At 31.2% G+C, this 17,451-nt stretch carries 18 protein-coding genes; 8 read left to right on the forward strand and 10 right to left on the reverse strand.

Going from position 1 to position 17,451, the window contains the following annotated elements:
- Positions 1–3 precede the first annotated feature (3 nt).
- Positions 4–1,779: an AMP-dependent synthetase/ligase gene (locus tag G4D72_RS10270; RefSeq protein ID WP_166077605.1), complete on the reverse strand. Its 1,776-nt coding sequence runs from the start codon at positions 1,777–1,779 to the stop codon at positions 4–6.
- 106 nt (positions 1,780–1,885) lie between these two features.
- Here G4D72_RS10270 and G4D72_RS10275 point away from each other — a divergent pair, with 106 nt between their 5' ends.
- The 3 genes from G4D72_RS10275 to G4D72_RS10285 all read left to right on the forward strand — a co-directional run bounded on the left by G4D72_RS10275 (position 1,886) and on the right by G4D72_RS10285 (position 4,845).
- Positions 1,886–3,823, forward strand: a complete 1,938-nt coding sequence (locus G4D72_RS10275) for an LTA synthase family protein (RefSeq protein ID WP_166077606.1) — start codon at positions 1,886–1,888, stop codon at positions 3,821–3,823.
- An 89-nt stretch (positions 3,824–3,912) separates the two neighbouring features.
- Complete coding sequence (locus tag G4D72_RS10280; RefSeq protein WP_166077607.1) at positions 3,913–4,509, forward strand: dual specificity protein phosphatase family protein; 597 nt, start codon at positions 3,913–3,915, stop codon at positions 4,507–4,509.
- Positions 4,510–4,845, forward strand: a complete 336-nt coding sequence (locus G4D72_RS10285; RefSeq protein ID WP_166077608.1) for a protease inhibitor I42 family protein — start codon at positions 4,510–4,512, stop codon at positions 4,843–4,845.
- A gap of 229 nt (positions 4,846–5,074) precedes the next feature.
- Here the strand turns inward: G4D72_RS10285 and G4D72_RS10290 are convergent, their stop codons facing one another.
- From G4D72_RS10290 to G4D72_RS10310, 5 genes are all read right to left on the reverse strand, one after another.
- Positions 5,075–5,848: a sulfite exporter TauE/SafE family protein gene (locus tag G4D72_RS10290; protein ID WP_166077610.1), complete on the reverse strand. Its 774-nt coding sequence runs from the start codon at positions 5,846–5,848 to the stop codon at positions 5,075–5,077.
- A gap of 99 nt (positions 5,849–5,947) precedes the next feature.
- On the reverse strand, positions 5,948–6,697 hold the full coding sequence (gene tpiA, locus G4D72_RS10295) for a triose-phosphate isomerase (protein ID WP_166077611.1): 750 nt from the start codon (positions 6,695–6,697) through the stop codon (positions 5,948–5,950).
- An 81-nt stretch (positions 6,698–6,778) separates the two neighbouring features.
- Positions 6,779–7,273, reverse strand: a complete 495-nt coding sequence (locus G4D72_RS10300) for a TlpA family protein disulfide reductase (RefSeq protein ID WP_166077612.1) — start codon at positions 7,271–7,273, stop codon at positions 6,779–6,781.
- 39 nt (positions 7,274–7,312) lie between these two features.
- Positions 7,313–8,404 carry a TlpA family protein disulfide reductase gene (locus tag G4D72_RS10305; protein ID WP_166077613.1) on the reverse strand — a complete coding sequence of 364 codons (1,092 nt, stop codon included), beginning with the start codon at positions 8,402–8,404 and terminating at the stop codon, positions 7,313–7,315.
- 123 nt (positions 8,405–8,527) lie between these two features.
- Entirely contained in the window at positions 8,528–9,070 is a 543-nt protein-coding gene (locus G4D72_RS10310; RefSeq protein ID WP_166077614.1) for a DUF1599 domain-containing protein, read from the reverse strand.
- A gap of 177 nt (positions 9,071–9,247) precedes the next feature.
- Between G4D72_RS10310 and folP the strand changes: the two genes are divergently transcribed.
- The gene (folP, locus tag G4D72_RS10315; protein WP_166077615.1) at positions 9,248–10,075 is read left to right on the forward strand and encodes a dihydropteroate synthase; all 828 of its coding nucleotides are present in this window, start codon (positions 9,248–9,250) and stop codon (positions 10,073–10,075) included.
- A 46-nt stretch (positions 10,076–10,121) separates the two neighbouring features.
- Here folP and rlmH read toward each other — a convergent pair whose 3' ends face one another.
- Positions 10,122–10,595, reverse strand: coding sequence for a 23S rRNA (pseudouridine(1915)-N(3))-methyltransferase RlmH (rlmH, locus tag G4D72_RS10320; RefSeq protein WP_166077616.1), 474 nt, complete (start codon positions 10,593–10,595; stop codon positions 10,122–10,124).
- 181 nt (positions 10,596–10,776) lie between these two features.
- On the reverse strand, positions 10,777–11,493 hold the full coding sequence (locus tag G4D72_RS10325; RefSeq protein ID WP_166077617.1) for a YebC/PmpR family DNA-binding transcriptional regulator: 717 nt from the start codon (positions 11,491–11,493) through the stop codon (positions 10,777–10,779).
- 292 nt (positions 11,494–11,785) lie between these two features.
- Between G4D72_RS10325 and G4D72_RS10330 the strand changes: the two genes are divergently transcribed.
- Positions 11,786–13,456 carry an RluA family pseudouridine synthase gene (locus G4D72_RS10330; RefSeq protein WP_166077618.1) on the forward strand — a complete coding sequence of 557 codons (1,671 nt, stop codon included), beginning with the start codon at positions 11,786–11,788 and terminating at the stop codon, positions 13,454–13,456.
- Between the two features lie 38 nt (positions 13,457–13,494).
- Here G4D72_RS10330 and G4D72_RS10335 read toward each other — a convergent pair whose 3' ends face one another.
- Positions 13,495–14,103 carry a hypothetical protein gene (locus G4D72_RS10335; protein WP_166077619.1) on the reverse strand — a complete coding sequence of 203 codons (609 nt, stop codon included), beginning with the start codon at positions 14,101–14,103 and terminating at the stop codon, positions 13,495–13,497.
- 88 nt (positions 14,104–14,191) lie between these two features.
- On the reverse strand, positions 14,192–15,433 hold the full coding sequence (gene hutI / locus G4D72_RS10340; RefSeq protein WP_166077620.1) for an imidazolonepropionase: 1,242 nt from the start codon (positions 15,431–15,433) through the stop codon (positions 14,192–14,194).
- 46 nt (positions 15,434–15,479) lie between these two features.
- Here hutI and corA point away from each other — a divergent pair, with 46 nt between their 5' ends.
- The 3 genes from corA (at position 15,480) to G4D72_RS10355 (ending at position 17,450) form a co-directional block, all read left to right on the forward strand.
- Positions 15,480–16,544: a magnesium/cobalt transporter CorA gene (corA, locus tag G4D72_RS10345; protein WP_166077621.1), complete on the forward strand. Its 1,065-nt coding sequence runs from the start codon at positions 15,480–15,482 to the stop codon at positions 16,542–16,544.
- Between the two features lie 90 nt (positions 16,545–16,634).
- A complete protein-coding gene (locus tag G4D72_RS10350; RefSeq protein ID WP_166077622.1) occupies positions 16,635–16,958 on the forward strand; it encodes an ArsR/SmtB family transcription factor in 324 nt (107 codons plus the stop codon).
- A gap of 15 nt (positions 16,959–16,973) precedes the next feature.
- Positions 16,974–17,450: a DUF6428 family protein gene (locus G4D72_RS10355; protein ID WP_166077623.1), complete on the forward strand. Its 477-nt coding sequence runs from the start codon at positions 16,974–16,976 to the stop codon at positions 17,448–17,450.
- The last annotated feature ends 1 nt before the right edge of the window (position 17,451 follow it).

Consider the following 17,451-nt stretch of genomic DNA (forward strand, 5'->3'; position numbering starts at 1 on the left):
TTTTTAGTCTCTGTAAATTTTATCGTAAAGTGTTTGATATTTTTCTTTGATAATTTTACGTTTTAATTTCATGGTTGGCGTTAAATGACCAGCATCTATTGACCAAATATCTGGTGTTAATTCAAAACGTTTGACTTGTTCCCAATTTCCGAATTTTTTATTAGCTTCTTCAATGTCTTCTTGAATTCTAGCTTTTACTTTTTCGTTGGAACAAATTTCTTCCTGAGTGTTTCCAATATCAATTTTATGACGATTTGCCCATTCTTTTACAAAGTCAAATGCAGGTTGAATAAAAGCACCAGGCATTTTTTCTCCATCACCAATTACCATAATTTGTTCAATAAAACGAGATTGTTTGAAGGTGTTTTCTAAAACTTGAGGTGCTACATATTTACCACCAGAAGTTTTAAACATTTCTTTCTTACGATCGGTTATTTTTAAGAAACCATCTGCGTCAATTTCACCAATATCACCAGTGTGGAAATAGCCGTTTTTAATAACTTCAGCTGTTTGTGCTTCATCTTTATAATATCCCATCATTACATTCGGACCTTTACAAAGAATTTCACCATCTTCTGCAATTTTAACTTCTACATTATCTATAACTCTTCCAACGGTTCCAATTCTGAAACCACCATTTCTCATATCATTAACAGATATTACAGGAGAAGTTTCCGTTAATCCGTAACCTTCCATAACTGGAATTCCTGCTGCAGTAAATACTTTAGTTAAACGAGTTTGTAAGGCTGCACTTCCTGAAACTAATAATTCTAATTCCCCACCTAAACCTTCTTGCCATTTTGAAAAGATTAGTTTTCTTGCGATTCCTAATTTAAAGTTATAAAAAGCACCATTAGCATTATAAGGTTTAAATTCCATTCCTAAGTCTAGAGCCCAGAAGAACAATTTCTTTTTAATTCCGGTTAAATCGGCACCTTTTGCGTAAATTTTATCATAAACTTTTTCTAAAAGTCTTGGTACAACTGACATTACATGAGGATGTACTTCTTTTAAATTGTCAGATATTTTTTCAATACTTTCAGCGAAATAAATAGAAATTCCGCCATATTGATACAAATACGTTAACATTCTTTCAAAAATATGACAAATAGGTAAGAAACTTAAAGCACGTGTACTTCCTTTTCTTAAAGGCATTCTTTTATCTGAATTTAAAACATCTGAAACAATGTTATTATGAGAAAGCATTACACCTTTTGGCTTTCCTGTAGTTCCAGAAGTGTAAATTATAGTAGCTAAATCAGTTGGTAAAACATTATTTTTTCGCTCTTCAACCGAACTTTGATTTGAAGCATCTGAACCCGATTCTAATAAATCATTCCATTTTTTACAACCAGAAATTTCGTTAAAAGAATAAATATCCACTAGCAATGGAATTCTTGAATGTACAGCTTTCAATTTATCATAAACCTCTTGGTCTGAAACAAAACAATATTTAGCTTCAGAATGATTTAAAATATATTCATAATCTTCTGATGATATCGTAGGATAAATTGGCACAGTTTGCGCACCAGTTTGTAAAATTCCTATATCAGAAACATGCCATTCTGTTCTGTTGTTAGATGAGATAATAGCAATTTTATCATTTTTTTGTATTCCTAAATGTAATAGAGCTCTTGATAAAGCATTGGCTTTATTAACATATTCTTGTGTAGATGTTTTTACCCATTGATCACCGTATTTAGTAACTAATGCATCGGGTAAGTTATGATGCTCCAATTGATAATATGGGAAATCGAAAAGTCTAGTAACGTTTTGCATTTGATTAAGTTTTAAATTGCAATTTATAAAAAAAATAGATATTTTTAAATATTTTAACGCTAAAACTTCTATTATTGTTAGTTTTGTAGCAATTAAATTTTAAAAAATGAAATCTTTTTTCAGATTAGAAGAGTATAAAGTGCTGTTTTACAGAATTTTATTGGTGTATTTCTTTTACTTTATTGCCAGAGTTTTATTTTACATTTATAATAGTGATATTGTTGAAGTAAATTCTCTTACCGAGTTTTTATCTCTAGCTTATCATGGCTTGGCCTTTGATACAACTGCAATTTTATATATAAATGGACTTTTTATTTTATTGTCTATTTTGCCTTTATTTATAAATACCAAACCGAAATATCAAACGTTTTTGTTTTATTTATATTTCATTACAAATTTACTGTTTTTCTCTTTTAATTTTGTCGATTTTATTTATTACAAATATAATTTTTCAAGGTTAACCCTAGCTGCTTGGGATGTTTTGAAACATGAAGAATCTAAAGGCGGCATGTTATTGCGTTTTATGCTTACATATTGGCATGTTTTTTTAATATATATCGCTACAGCTGCTTTGTGGATATTTTTATATCAGAAAGTTAAGGTAAAACATAATTTAATCGAAGAGGCAAAATTGAAATTTATTGCTAAATCACTTTTCGGCGTTTTAGTGTTAGCTACTTTATGTATTGGCGGCATCAGAGGTGATTTCAAAAAAAGCACACGACCAATTAATTTAGTTGATGCAAACCGTCATGTTAAAAAAACACAACAAGCAGATTTGGTTTTAAATTCGCCGTTTACTTTTTTAAGAACTTTGGGTGTAAAATCATTCAAAAAAACAGATTTTAATATACCAGATTCAGTCATTCAACAAAATTTTAAACCCATAAAATTTTACAATTCTAATTCGCCATCTACACCTAATGTCGTATTAATTATTACTGAAAGTATGGGAAGAGAATATTTAGGGGCATTTAATAAAAATTCAAAGATTAAAAATTATAAAAGTTATACGCCATTTTTAGATTCGTTAGCCAATCATAGTATGATTTATACCAATGCTTACGCTAACGGTTACAAATCTATTCATGGAATGTCGGCTATTATTTCTGGAATTCCATCTTTCAAAGATGCTTTTACATCCTCGCCTTATGCCAAACAAAAAATAGAATCGTTAGTTTCTTGTTTAAAAAGTAAAGGATATGAGACTTCCTTTTTTCATGGTGCTCCAAATGGTTCAATGGGATTTTTAGGTTATGGAAATATTTTAGGTTTCGATAACTATTACGGAATGACAGAATATGGGAATGATAAAGATTTTGACGGTTCATGGGGAATTTGGGATGAACCTTTTATGCAGTTTATGAATGCTACCATATCTAAAAAGAAAGCGCCATTTTTTAGTACCATCTTCACTGTTTCTTCACATGAACCTTATGTAGTGCCCGAAAAATATAAAAATAAATTGCCAAAAGGTGATATTCCTATGCATCAACCCGTTGCGTATACTGATTTGGCTTTTAAAAAGTTTTTCCAATCGGCAAAAAAAGAACCTTGGTTTAAGAATACTATTTTTATAATTACGGCAGATCATTGTAATCAGGTGCATTACATGGAAGAGTATTATGATAAAATGGTAAATCGATTAGCTGTTCCGATATTAATTTACAAACCAAACAGTACTTTTAAAGGCGAAAGCAATCAGTTAGCACAACATATTGATATTTTTCCTACTGTAATGGATATGATAGGTTATGATCAACCTTTTAGAAGTTGGGGAAGAAGTTTGTTAAACCGACCAAATGATGTTGAACCTTTTGTAATTAATCATAACACAGGCTTATATTATTTTCAGAAAGGAAAGTATTTGTGTGTGTTTGATGGCAAAAATGCAATTGGATTTTATGATATAAATGATAAAAAATTAACAAAAAACCTAATTGCAAAGCGAACTGCAGAAATGAATGCTTTAGAAATAGCGTGTAAAGGCTTTATTCAAGATTATTTTGATAAAATTATTGATAAAAAGTTAACTTTTAAGTAATATCGCAATGGTTCGAAGTTTTTTTTCATATATTTACCTTTTTAAGTTAGACCCAACTGACTTATGAATGATTGAATTAAATTGAATATATGTTCTTTAAAAACAAAATAATAGTTAGAGTATTTCTTTTACTAGTAGCAATTGCCATTGGTTTATTCGGAAAACTTTATGTATACGATTATAAAATTAATCATAATTTTGATACAGTTACAGAAGGTAAAGTATACAAAAGTGGCGTTCTTCCACCAGATGAAATTGCAGATTATGTAGCAAAATATAAAATTAAAAGCATTTTAGATTTACGTTATCCAGGAACAGGTGATGATGTAAACAATCCAGAAATTCCTGCTGAGTTAAAAGCAGAAAAATTAGCAGCAGCAAAAATTAAGGGTTTAAATCATTTTAATATTGGTTCTGAGCAAGTTCCTAAAACTGAAAATTTAAAAGCTTTTTTTAAAGTTATGGATGATCCTGCCAATTATCCAGTTTTAATTCATTGTTTTCATGGTGTCGGTCGTGCCGAAATTTATTCCGCTATTTACAGAATTGAATATGAAAATTGGGATAGAGATCAAGCCAGAACCTCTACCAGATTAGTTACTAAATATTGTGCTTTCGATTTAGGAAAACCAAAAGGTGACTTTTTGCATACTTATGTGAAAAGAAATGAGAAAGCTGGAAAATAAATGATGAGAAAAAAGGCAATACTAGTTTTACTTATTTTATCTTTCGTAATATTTTTTTTTAAGTTACCAAATGGTACTTTTAGAATGCTGCACAAACAATACAAATTGTATAATAAAGAATGTTATCATATAAATGTTGGTGAAACTTTTGAAATTAATCTCAATGAAAATGGCTCTACAGGTTTCATTAATTGTTGGTTAAACCAAAATGCGATAGATATTGTGGAAGAAATAAATTCCGAATATGTGTCAGATAATAATGATAAACTTATTCCAGGTGCTGGAGGTGTTTTAACTATTAAGTTTAAAGGAATAAAAAGGGTTTTGATACAATAATGTTTTCAAATTGTCCTGTATTAAGAGAGAGAAAAAAATGTGAAGCGTATACTACTAAAAATACAGTAGTTGATGATATGTTTATAATTAATGTAGTTGATTAGTTTTATAACATAAAGACAATTTTTTATTTAAGTACTTTCAAAAAAAATAGATTTTAGGTTTTTTCATATCAACAAGTTTTCATGATACATCTAGGCAATCACTTTAATTCGTTTAATTTGTGTGGTTATATAATTCCCAATCCTAAGCCAATCGCAAATATAATAATTAGAAATGCCACAATTTTCTGAATCGTATTTATGGTTATCTTTTTAACCAATTTGTTTCCAAAATATACTCCAATAAACGCCGCAAATGTTGCAATACAAATCAAGTTCCAATTTAAAGTGTCTTTGACTTTTAAAAAATTGCTACAATAAACAGATATTCTACTCACATCAATCATAAAAGCGATGATTACACCAGTGGCAATAAAAGCTTCTTTAGATAAACCAACTTTCATTAAAAACGCACTTCTCAAGGCACCTTGATGGCCCGAAAGTCCACCAAAAAATCCACTTAAAATCCCACCAATCGGTAAATATTTCTTAGGAAACTGTAAGTTTTTTAGTTTCGGAATTAATTCAAATAAAGCGAAGAAAATCAGTAAAAAAGCAACAATACCTTTCAATACTGTAATTTCGAAAATTCTATTAGCTAAAGTATAAGTTGCAATAATATTGCGGCTTGTAATTTGATCTAAAAGAAAAGCTCCAAGAAAAGAAAAAAGTAAAGCAGGAAGTCCAAATTGTAAGGCAATTTTCCAGTTGATATGTTTTCTAACTAAAACAAGTTTAAACGTATTATTTAAAAAATGTACAATTGCAGTTAAAGCGATTGCGACGTCAACTGGGAAAAACAAGGCAAAAGCAGGTAATAACAAAGTTCCCAATCCGAAACCAGAGAAAAAGGTTAGGGCAGAAGCGAGAAGAGCTACAATTGGGATTAAAATATATTCCATTTTTTGAGAAGTCAGTTTCAGTCACAGAAATCAGTCACAGTTTTCAGTCACAGTTTTCAGTGGTTAAAAAAGCTGAAAACTGCGACAGAATTCTGAATACTAAATTCCAGAAATAATTCCGAAGAAATCGTTAGCATTTAAAGCAGCACCGCCAATTAATCCGCCATCAACGTCTGGTTTTGAGAAAATTTCTTTCGCATTGTCTGGTTTCACACTTCCACCATATAAAATAGAAACGTTTTCAGCGATTTCTCTTCCAAAAACTTTATCAACTAAATCTCTCACAAATAAATGCATTTCTTGTGCTTGTTCTGGAGAAGCAGTTTCACCTGTTCCAATAGCCCAAACAGGTTCATAGGCTAACACAATATTTTTCCAGTTTTCTTTTGAAATATGGAACAAACCGTCACGTAATTGGTATTCAACAATATTAAAATGATTGTCGTTTTGTCTGTCTTTTAATTCTTCACCAAAGCAAAAAATAACGGTCATATCATGAGTTAAAGCGGTATCTACTTTATTGGCTAATAAGGCATCGCTTTCATGAAAATAAGCTCTTCTTTCACTGTGACCTAAAATTACGGTATTTACACCAACACTTGTTAACATTGACGCTGCAACTTCTCCTGTAAACGCTCCATTTTCTGCTTGATGTATATTTTGTGCGGCAATTTTAATTTCTGTACCAGCCACTAATTCTACAGCTTTTGCCAAATAAGGAAAAGGAGTCGCTAAAATAACTTCTGCATTATTAGTTGGTTTGTTGTTTTTAATTTCGTTAATTAATTCTATGGCTTGTGGTAAGGTTTTGTTCATTTTCCAGTTACCCGCTACTATGTTTTTTCTCATAATTGAAGTTCAATTTCAATATTAAAAATTAATGTTAAAGATCAATTTAAAAAATTGACATTGTTATTTTGGTTGCTAGTGTTATTTTGTTTGTTCAATGGTTTTCTGAATCAACTCAAAGTCTTTTTCAATAGCTCTGAATAAGGCGATTTTCCCGTTTTTATCTACCACAATGAAACGCGGAATCCAATCTAATTTAATAGATTTTCCGAATGCTCCTTTCATACCGTCTTTAATTAAAAAGTTTGCTCCAGAAACTTCATATTTTTCCACTCCAGTTTTCCATGCATCGAACGTTTTATCACAAGATAAATTTACAAATGCGACATCTGGATTAGAAGCTTTTAATTCTTTAACTTGTGGCATGCTTTTTATACAGTCGGAACACCAAGAAGCCCAAACTTCAATAACAATAGTTTTACCTTCGTTTTGTTTTAATATTTCTTCAAAGGAAATGTCTTTGTTATCAATTGTGGTTAAGTTGGTTTTTAAACTTTCTTTAGAAAATTCAGTTTCTTGGGCTTGACATGCTGTTAAGCTAAGTCCTAATGCTAATGTAGCTAAGATTTTTTTCATGATTTTTTGTGATTTAAGATGTAATATAGTTGAAATTTGTTATTTGTAAATTACTTTTTCTAATGCTTTGCTATTAAATGCTTTTTCGGCAATTCCATCGAAAAACTTAATGACATTTCCGTTATGTATATACACTACGCCAGGAGTGTCTTTTCCAGATCCCAATTTAGTCCAAAATGGAATAACATCTATTATTTTGTATGGAAATTGTTTCCCTGCATATTTTAGGAAATCTGGAATTTTTTCTGCTTCTTCATCCATAAATACAATTTGTACTTGTGGAAAATCTTTGTGTTTCTTTTGTAGCGCGTTTAAGTCTTTAGCCGCTTCACGACAATGGTCGCATCCTGGAACGAAGAAACATAATATTTTTTGACCTTTATCAATATCGGCATAAAACTCTGCATAACCTGAAACCGCTTGTTTTGGACCAGCATCTTTTTTGACTTCCTCAACTTCTTTTTCAATTTTTGTTATTGATGAATCGATAGCTTTTGTTTTCTCAACTTTTATGGTGTCCTCAGCTTGTGAAATTGTATCATTTAATACAGTATTAGAGATGTCTGATGAACTTGAAGTAGTACTTGCTTTCATTGGCGCCAACATGAATAAACCTGAAATACAAGCTAAAGTCACGGTTGTTAAAATCCAAAAGTTTGATTTCGGATCATTATCTAAAATTTTCCAAAGCCAGATTAATAAACCAACTGCAATACTGTTTTTAACAATTGCTTCAATAGGTGTCATCGGAATTAATTCGCCAAAGCAACCGCAATTTCCTGAATTTCCTCCAGTCGAAAAGGTAACATAACTTAAATGTAAAATGAATACAACTAGTAAACCAATGGTAGCAGGAATAGTTATACGTTTTAAATAATTTGGGTTCAATAGTAAGAAACCAAGTGCGAATTCAATTCCAATTAAAATTCTTGAAAAATAGGGAGCAACCGATTCTGAAAATCCTAGAGTTAAAAGTTGTTTCACTTCAAAAGTAGATATAGCAAAATAAGGTGAAAAATCGATAAAAGGAAAATCGGAAATCCAACCTTTTGATATTTTTGCTAAAGCAGAAACTATAAAAAGTAGAGCAACTACAATTCTAATGGTCCAAGATATATTTTTTTTGTTCATGAGTTTTTTTATTGTTTTTCTTTCAGGTTTCAGATTGTACTCAAAGTAAATTATTATTTGAGCTAACAAATTTAGTTATGCTTTTACATTGATTTTGTTAACAATATGTTATTTAACTTGAAACTAAATAAAACGATTCATCAGTATTAAAGCGAAAACTGAATAATTTATCATGTCTTGATAATTGGCATCAATTCCTTCTGAAACTAGTGTTTTTCCTTTGTTGTCTTCAATTTGTTTCACACGCAATAACTTCTGAATGATTAAATCTGTTAAAGAACTAACTCGCATGTCGCGCCATGCTTCTCCATAATCATGATTTTTATCTTCCATCAATTGTTTGGTTACCGCAATTTTTTCATTGTATAATTGGATGGCCTCTTCTGCTGCTAAATCAGGTTGAGTCGCAATGCCTTTATCCATTTGAATCAAAGCCATCACACAATAATTGATAATTCCTATAAATTCAGAGGTTTCGTCTTCGTCTACTTTTCTTACCTCATTTTCTTGTAAGCTTCTGATGCGTTGTGCTTTAATAAATATTTGATCCGTTAACGATGGCAAACGTAAAACGCGCCAAGCGGTTCCGTAATCGTGCGCTTTTTTAGTAAATAAATCCCTGCAAACTGTAATTACTTTGTCGTATTCTTGTGAGGTATTGCTCATTATTATATTATATTTGTATATTCATTTATGTTTTGCCACGAATGCACTAATTTTTAAGTTTTTGATTAATTAATTCGAATTATTATCGACAAAGTTGATTTTTAATTTTTTTGAAAGAATAGTAATTCGAGAATTCGTGGCTAAATTATCAAACTTCAAATATAAGTAAAAAATACTATGTCAACAATAAACTGTAAGGGAACACTTGTCGATTTATCAACACCTAAAGTAATGGGAATTGTTAATGTTACTCCAGATTCTTTTTTTGATGGTGGCAAACTGACCAATTCTGATGAAATTGTGAGTCAAGTTGCGAAAATGCTTCACGACGGTGCTACGTTTATTGATTTGGGTGGTTATTCGAGTAAACCTGGAGCTGAATTTGTTTCGGAAATTGAAGAATTGAATCGAGTGATACCAATTGTGAGGTTGTTGTTAGAGAAGTTTCCAGATATTTTACTTTCGATTGATACGTTTAGAAGTGAAGTTGCCAAACAAGCCGTAGAAAATGGTGCAGCAATTGTTAATGATATTTCGGCAGGTTTGTTAGATGATAAAATGTTGGAAACGGTCGCGAAATTGCAAGTTCCATACATAATGATGCACATGAAAGGCACGCCACAAACGATGCAAAGCTTAGCAAATTATGACGATTTATTAAAAGAAATGAATTTTTATTTTTCGGAACGAATTGCCAAAGCCAGAAGTTTTGGATTAAACGATATTATCATCGATCCTGGATTTGGATTTGCGAAAACCATCGCACACAATTACGAATTATTACAAAATTTAGAGTTACTACATTTTCACGAATTACCGATTTTAGCAGGAATTTCAAGAAAATCGATGATTTATAAAACCTTGGAAATTTCACCTAAAGAAGCTTTAAATGGAACCACTTTTTTACACGCCTTTTGTTTGCAAAAAGGTTCAAATATTTTACGCGTTCATGATGTGAAAGAAGCTGTAGAGTGTGTGAAATTAATTTGTCAGTTTAAAAACTAACTTCTTAGCGCGTCACTTTTACCTTTTTACTTTTTACTTGTTTCTTTTAATTATGGTGATATGGTTCATTATTCAAAATTGTAAAACCTCTATAAATTTGTTCAATCACAAATAATCTAACCATTTGATGTGAAAAAGTCATTTGAGATAACGCCACTTTTCCTTGTGCTTTTTGATACACTTCTTCTGAAAAACCATAAGGGCCGCCAATTACAAAAACTAAAGTCTTAATTCCAGAATTCATTTTCTTTTGTAAAAAATCAGAAAAACCAACGCTGTTAAATTCTTTTCCGTTTTCGTCCAATAAAATCAATTGGTCGGTGGGTGCTAATTTGGATAGAATAAGCTGACCTTCTTTTACTTTTTGTTCACTTTCCGATAAGTTTTTAACGTTTTTGATATCAGGAATAACATCCAATTCGAACTTAATATAAAATCCCAGTCGTTTCGTGTATTCGTCAATTAACGCTTGTAGGTTTTTATTGTCGGTTTTGCCAATGGCTAATAGTTTGATGTTCATTTCTTTAAGTTTTCAGTCAGAGTTTTCAGTCGCAGTCGCAGTCACAGTCACAGTCACAGTCACAGTTTTCAGTTTTTAGTCACAGTTGCGGGATACGGTTTTAGTTTAACAAAAATGCAGAATTTAAAATAATAAATTCTGCATAAACTGTATACCGAAAACTGCGACTGAAAACTAAATATTAATTCTCAACCATGGTGTGGAAAACGTTCATTACGTCGTCGTCTTCTTCAATTTTTTCTAATAATTTCTCCACATCTGCTACTTGTTCTGGTGTTAATTCTTTTGTAACTTGTGGAATTCTATCAAAACCAGAAGATAAAATTTCTAAACCTCTAGCTTCTAATTCTTTTTGAATGGCTCCGAAACTTTCGAAAGGAGCGTACATTAAAATGCCGTCTTCCTCATCAGCGAAAATTTCTTCTACACCAAAATCAATCATTTCTAATTCTAATTCGTCAATATCTTGTCCAGCAGCAGGAATACGGAAATTACATGTATGATCAAACATAAATTCCACTGAACCTTGCGTTCCTAATGTTCCGTTACATTTGTTGAAATAACTTCTAATATTGGCAACCGTTCTGTTATTATTATCTGACGCGGTTTCAATTAAGATGGCAATTCCGTGTGGTGCGTAACCTTCAAATAAAATTTCTTTATAATTGGCAGTGTCTTTATCTGTTGCTTTTTTGATGGCGCGTTCCACGTTCTCTTTTGGCATATTTACGGCCTTTGAGTTTTGTATGATTGCTCTTAAACGTGAGTTTGCATCAGGGTTTGGACCTCCTTCTTTAACTGCCATTACAATATCTTTACCAATTCTGGTAAACGCTTTGGCCATTGCCGACCAACGCTTCATTTTTCTTCCTTTTCTGAATTCAAACGCTCTTCCCATTTCTCGTTTTGGATTTTAAAATATTCTTGCAAAAATAAAATAAGCAAATAGTAAAAAAAAATGTTTGAGTGTTTTTTTTATGGTTTGAGAATTTAATTCTCAGAACCTTGCACATTTTGCCACGCATACACTAATTTTTCTTTATAAACATTAGATTTAATTCGAATTTCATCAAAGATGAACAAATTTTTTAGTCAAAATTTAATTCGAGAATTCGTGGCAAATATTTATAAATTAATTTGGGATATATAGTCTAATTGGTAATACAATTCTATTGCTTTATCTTTGCCCAATGCAAAATCATTTTTTTCAACCTTTTCAAACCGACATTTCAGGAATTTCTTTGCCTGAAAAATTTACCTTTCCGTTTTATTATCAACCACATCCATTAAGTAAAATTGCAGCTTCGGCTTTGCAGAATTACTTAGAAACCCAATCTGATTTTGAGCATAATTTTGGTTTAGATGAAAGTCAATCAGGATTGGTTATAGGTAAAATGTTTGGCGTTTTGGTTTGTCAAAATGAAAAAGACGAATTAGGTTATTTGTGGGCGTTTTCAGGGAAATTAGCCAATGAAAATCAGCATAATTATTTTGTTCCAACTGTTTTTGATATGTTAACCGAAAATAGTTTTTTTCGTAAAGAAGAAGAACTGTTAAATGCTTATAATCGAGAAATTGAAGCGTTAGAAGTTTCTGAAGATTATTTGAAAGAAATAGAAAATTATAATGCAAAAAAACTTCAAGCTGAAACAGAATTGCAAAATCAGAAAAATAGAATAAAAGAACAGAAAACACTACGTGATGCCAGAAGAGTTCAAATCGAATCGACTTTAAATCAGGAAGAATTAGAAGCTTTTAATTTTGAATTGTCTGAAGAAAGTAAAAAGGAAAGCATTTTGTTAAAGAAAATGACAAAATATTGGAAATTAACTTTACAAGCTTTAGAAGAAAAAGGTTTGGTGTTTTCAAATGAATTGATGCAATTAAAAGAAGAAAGAAAGGCGAAATCTGCAGCTTTACAACAAAAATTATTTGCTGAATATTCGTTTTACAATCAATATAAAGAAAAGAAAAGTTTAGGTGAAATATTTAATAATAATCCACCAGCAGGAGCAGGAGAATGTGCCGCTCCAAAGTTATTGCATTACGCTTTTCAACATAATTTGAACCCTATTTGTATGGCAGAATTTTGGTGGGGACAATCGCCAAATTTAGAAATACGACAACACAAGCAATTTTATCCATCATGCAAGAGTAAATGCGAACCTATTTTAATGGGACATATGTTGCAAGGTATAGAAATGGAAGACAATCCGTTTATAATGAATCATGCGGAAGGAAAAGATATTGAAATTGTGTACGAAGATGAAGTAATGCTTGTAGTAAATAAACCCACTGAATTTTTATCGGTTCCAGGAAAAACCATTTCCGATTCTGTTTATGCTCGAATGAAGGAGAAATATCCTGATGCTTCTGGTCCGCTAATTGTACATCGTTTAGACATGTCCACTTCCGGAATTATGTTAATCGCTAAAAATGAAGTTACAGCGGTGCAATTACAAAGTCAGTTCATCAATAGAACTATTAAGAAACGATACGTAGCTTTATTAGATGGTTTATTAGAAAAATCTTATGGTTATATCGATTTGCCTTTACGAGTAGATTTAGAGGATAGACCTAGACAATTAGTTTGTTACGAACACGGAAAACCCGCGCAAACCAAATGGAAAACTATTGAAGTCAAAAACGGAAAAACGAAAGTTCATTTTTACCCAATAACTGGAAGAACGCACCAATTACGAGTTCATGCTTCACATAATTTAGGATTAAAAACTCCAATTTTTGGCGACGATTTATACGGTACGAAAGCCGATAGATTGCATTTACATGCCGAATGGATTCAGTTTGAACATCCGGTTACTAAAGAAGTAATGGAGATTTTGGTGGAAGCGGAGTTTTAGTTTCATTAACCCTTCGAGGGTTTTAAACCCTCGAAGGGTTAATGAAATTCTTGATAAAATTCAATTGAAGATAAATTTGAATTATGAAATTCAATAAAATTTGAAATATTTCCAAACATATCAACAACTTCATTTCTTTTTAAATTTGTATTTTTTGTTGAAATAATTGTTTCGTATGAACTCCAAGGATACAAATTCATGCTTTTACAAAAACCGTGTTGTACAGGATTGTTGTGTATGTAATAAATTAGTTTTTTTAAATATTCTTCTGAATCAATTCGTTTTCTTTTAAACTTCGATTGAAAAATTTTTCCAGATCTTTTGTGTTTTTTATTTATAGCTTGTGTGTAAGCATTAAAGAAATGAGAAAATTGTTTCGAAGCATCAATAACTTTTGGTTTTTCAACAGTTGTATATGATAATTCATCTTCAAAAATTTCTTCACTAGTTTTTATTCTTACAGCAATATGAAAATGGTTTTTCAACAAACACCAAGCATAAGTATCTGCAATTGGATTAATGTATTTTGCGTAAAGTTTTAAAAAGTGATAGTAATTTTCAGTATCAAAGAAGATGTTTTCTCCATTATTTCCATTGTTGTAGATATGATAATAATTTCCGGCAATTATTGGTGTAACTATTTGCATTTGTATTAATTTTTTATGGCGTGTATAATACAAATATAACAAAATAATTTAAACCCTAGAAGGGTTCAAAACCCTTCGAGGGTTTAAATTAAATGTGTACTTTCTCCCCATCCAACCAAACACTATCAATTAAATTCGAAGCAAAACAATACGGAATTTCGTAAAAACTATGTAAGGGTTTAGTGATAATCAAATTCGCTTTTTTACCTTTTGTGATACTTCCATGAGAATCGCTTAAATCCATCGCGTAAGCTCCATTAATAGTTGCTGCGTTTATCGCTTCTTCAGGTGTCATTTTCATTTTGATACAAGCTGTTGCCACTACAAAATGCATGTTTCCAGAAGGCGTGGTTCCTGGATTAAAATCGGAAGCTAAAGCTAAAGGCAAACCGGCGTTTAACATTTGTCGTGCTGGTGTATACGGAATCGAAATAAAATACGAACAACTTGGTAATGCGACTGGCATACAAGCAGAATCTTTTAAAACTTCTATATCTTCTTCTGTTACAATTTCTAGATGATCGACACTTAAAGCGCCGTTTTCTACACAAGCTTTTATTCCGTCAATGGCTGTAAACTGATTCACGTGAATTTTTGGCGTTAAGCCATATTTTTTTCCAGCTTCCATAATTTGAATGGTTTCTGAAACACTGAAATAACCCGTTTCTAAAAACGCATCATTATAATCCGCTAAATTTTCAGAAGCGATTTTCGGCAGCATTTCATTAATTATCAAATCGATATACGCTTGATGATTTTCTTTGTATTCTGTTGGAAAAGCGTGTGCACCAAGGAAAGTTGACTTTATGGCAATGGGATAATTTTCTTTTAGTTTCTTGATAACACGAAGCATTTTCAATTCGCCTTCAACGGTCAATCCGTAACCTGATTTGATTTCAACCGCTCCTGTGCCTTGAGCAATGACTTCTTCCAAACGCTTTTTCGATTGGTTATAAATTTCTTCTTCTGAAGTTTCGTTTAATTTCTTAGCGGAATTTAAAATCCCACCGCCACGATTCGCAATTTCTTCATAAGACAAACCATTAATTCTATCTACAAATTCACCACTTCTGTTTCCTGCATATACAATGTGAGTGTGACTGTCGCAAAAACTTGGTAGCACAATTTTTCCAGTTGCATCAACAAGAGTTGCATTTTCTAATTTCGGACAATTTGCCATCAAACCAAAATCGGTTATCAAATCGTTTTCTATCAGTAAAAAAGCGTTTTCTAAAAGAGGTAAATCTGCCATTTCTGAACCAGAAACCTTTTCAATAGAAGTGGCTCTAACTTGTAGTAATTGTTTGATATTTATAATTAGGGTTTGCATAAGAATGTTATATTTGTAAAAGGTAAAAATACTTATTTAATATAAAGTGCGAAAACTATTATACAAAAAAGGTCGAAAAGTTGTGCCAACACTAATTGAGTACACGGGTGAACATGCAAATACAACACCAGAAATGCAATTGTTTGTGTATGATTCTGATGAATTAGCGGAATATGAAGACATCAAACTGTTTCAGTTGGATAAGCATATGGAATCTGATAAAAACAATTGGATCAATTTGCACGGATTATCAGATGTTGCTTTGATTAAAGAAATTGGCGCAAAATTTAAAATTGACGATTTCATTTTAGGTGATATATTAAACATTCTAAAACGTTCTAAAGTTGACGAGTACAATCATACTTTATTTTTTAATATTAAATCGTTATTGCCTGAATCTACTGGAATCGATATCGAACAGATTAGTTTTATTTTACGTGATGGTTTGTTGTTTTCATTCCAAGAAAAAAAGAGCGATTTCTTTTTGCATATTCGAGAAAGAATGCGTCAACATGCAGGCATTGTAAGAGATAGAAAAGTCGATTATTTACTGTATTTATTGTTAGATGCTGTTATGGAAAATTTCTACATTACCATTGAAAGTGAAGAAAATAAAATTGATGCGGTTATCGATTTAATCAAAACCAAACCTAACCCAAATATTTTAGAAGATATTGAATTGCATAGAGATAATTTGAATTTTTTACGCCGTTCAATCGTGCCTCTTCGCGATTCGTTATATTCCATAAAAAGTATGAAAGATGATGATGTTTTTAATGTCATTCAACCAGAAAACTATACTTTTTTCTCTCGATTGCATCAAAAATGTTTAGAACTTTTAGATCAAGTAGATGCTGATTTGAGTTCCTTAGAAAGTGCCTCAGCCTTTTATTTTTCAATGCAAAGTCATAAAATGAATGAAGTCATGAAAACGTTAACCGTAGTTTCTGTGTTTTTTATGCCCTTAACTTTTATTGTTGGCGTATATGGGATGAATTTCGATAATATGCCAGAATTGCATTGGAAATACGGATATTTTATCATTTTAGCTGCGATGTTTTTGTTGCTTTTAGGCATGATTATTTATTTTAAGAAAAGAAAATGGTATTAAAACTTTTTTAAAATCTTCTTGTTTTTTCTTGAAGATTTTTTTTATTCATTTTATTATCGTAATATTGCAATATATAAATATGTTTTTAAAATGGGAATTACAAAATCAGAATCTTTCACCGACGAACAAAATGAAATAGCTAATTTGTTGAAAGCATTAGCTAATCCGGCTCGTGTGGCTATTATTCAGTATTTATTAAAAGTAGATTCTTGTATTTGTGGCGATATTGTCAACGAATTGCCTTTGGCACAACCTACAATTTCTCAACATTTAAAAGAATTGAAAAACGCAAATATCATTCAAGGAACCATTGAAGGAAAATCAATTTGTTATTGCATCAATTCGGAAACTATGACGAAAATAGAACGTTATTTTGAAGGAATTTCACTAAAATTAAAAAATAAATGTTGTTAAATTAAATACATTATTATGAAATTATCAGAAGTTAAAAATCAGCTTAAAAAGCTTTCCACAATTGCTTTTCAATTGCCTAATGGCGAGTTAGTTCCGAATCATTTTCATGTAACAGAAGTGGGCAAAATCACTAAAAACTTCATCGATTGTGGTGGAGTAGTTCGTACAGAAGAAGTGGCAAATTTTCAACTTTGGGAAGCGAATGATTACGATCACCGTTTGCATCCAGAAAAATTGATTCATATTATTGAACTTTCGGAACAAAAACTACAAATTCCCGATTTAGAAATTGAAGTGGAATACCAAATGAAGGAAACTATTGGAAAATTTAGTTTAGAATTTGAGGGTACGAATTTTCAATTGAAATCGAAGTTAACGGATTGTTTAGCCAAAGACAATTGTGGCATTCCAACAGAAAAAAAGAAAGTCAAAATAGGGGAGTGGATTCCAAAAGAAACATCAGGTTGTACTCCAAATTCAGGTTGTTGTTAAT

It is taken from the genome of Flavobacterium difficile (genome assembly GCF_011392115.1).
Lineage (GTDB): Bacteria > Bacteroidota > Bacteroidia > Flavobacteriales > Flavobacteriaceae > Flavobacterium > Flavobacterium difficile.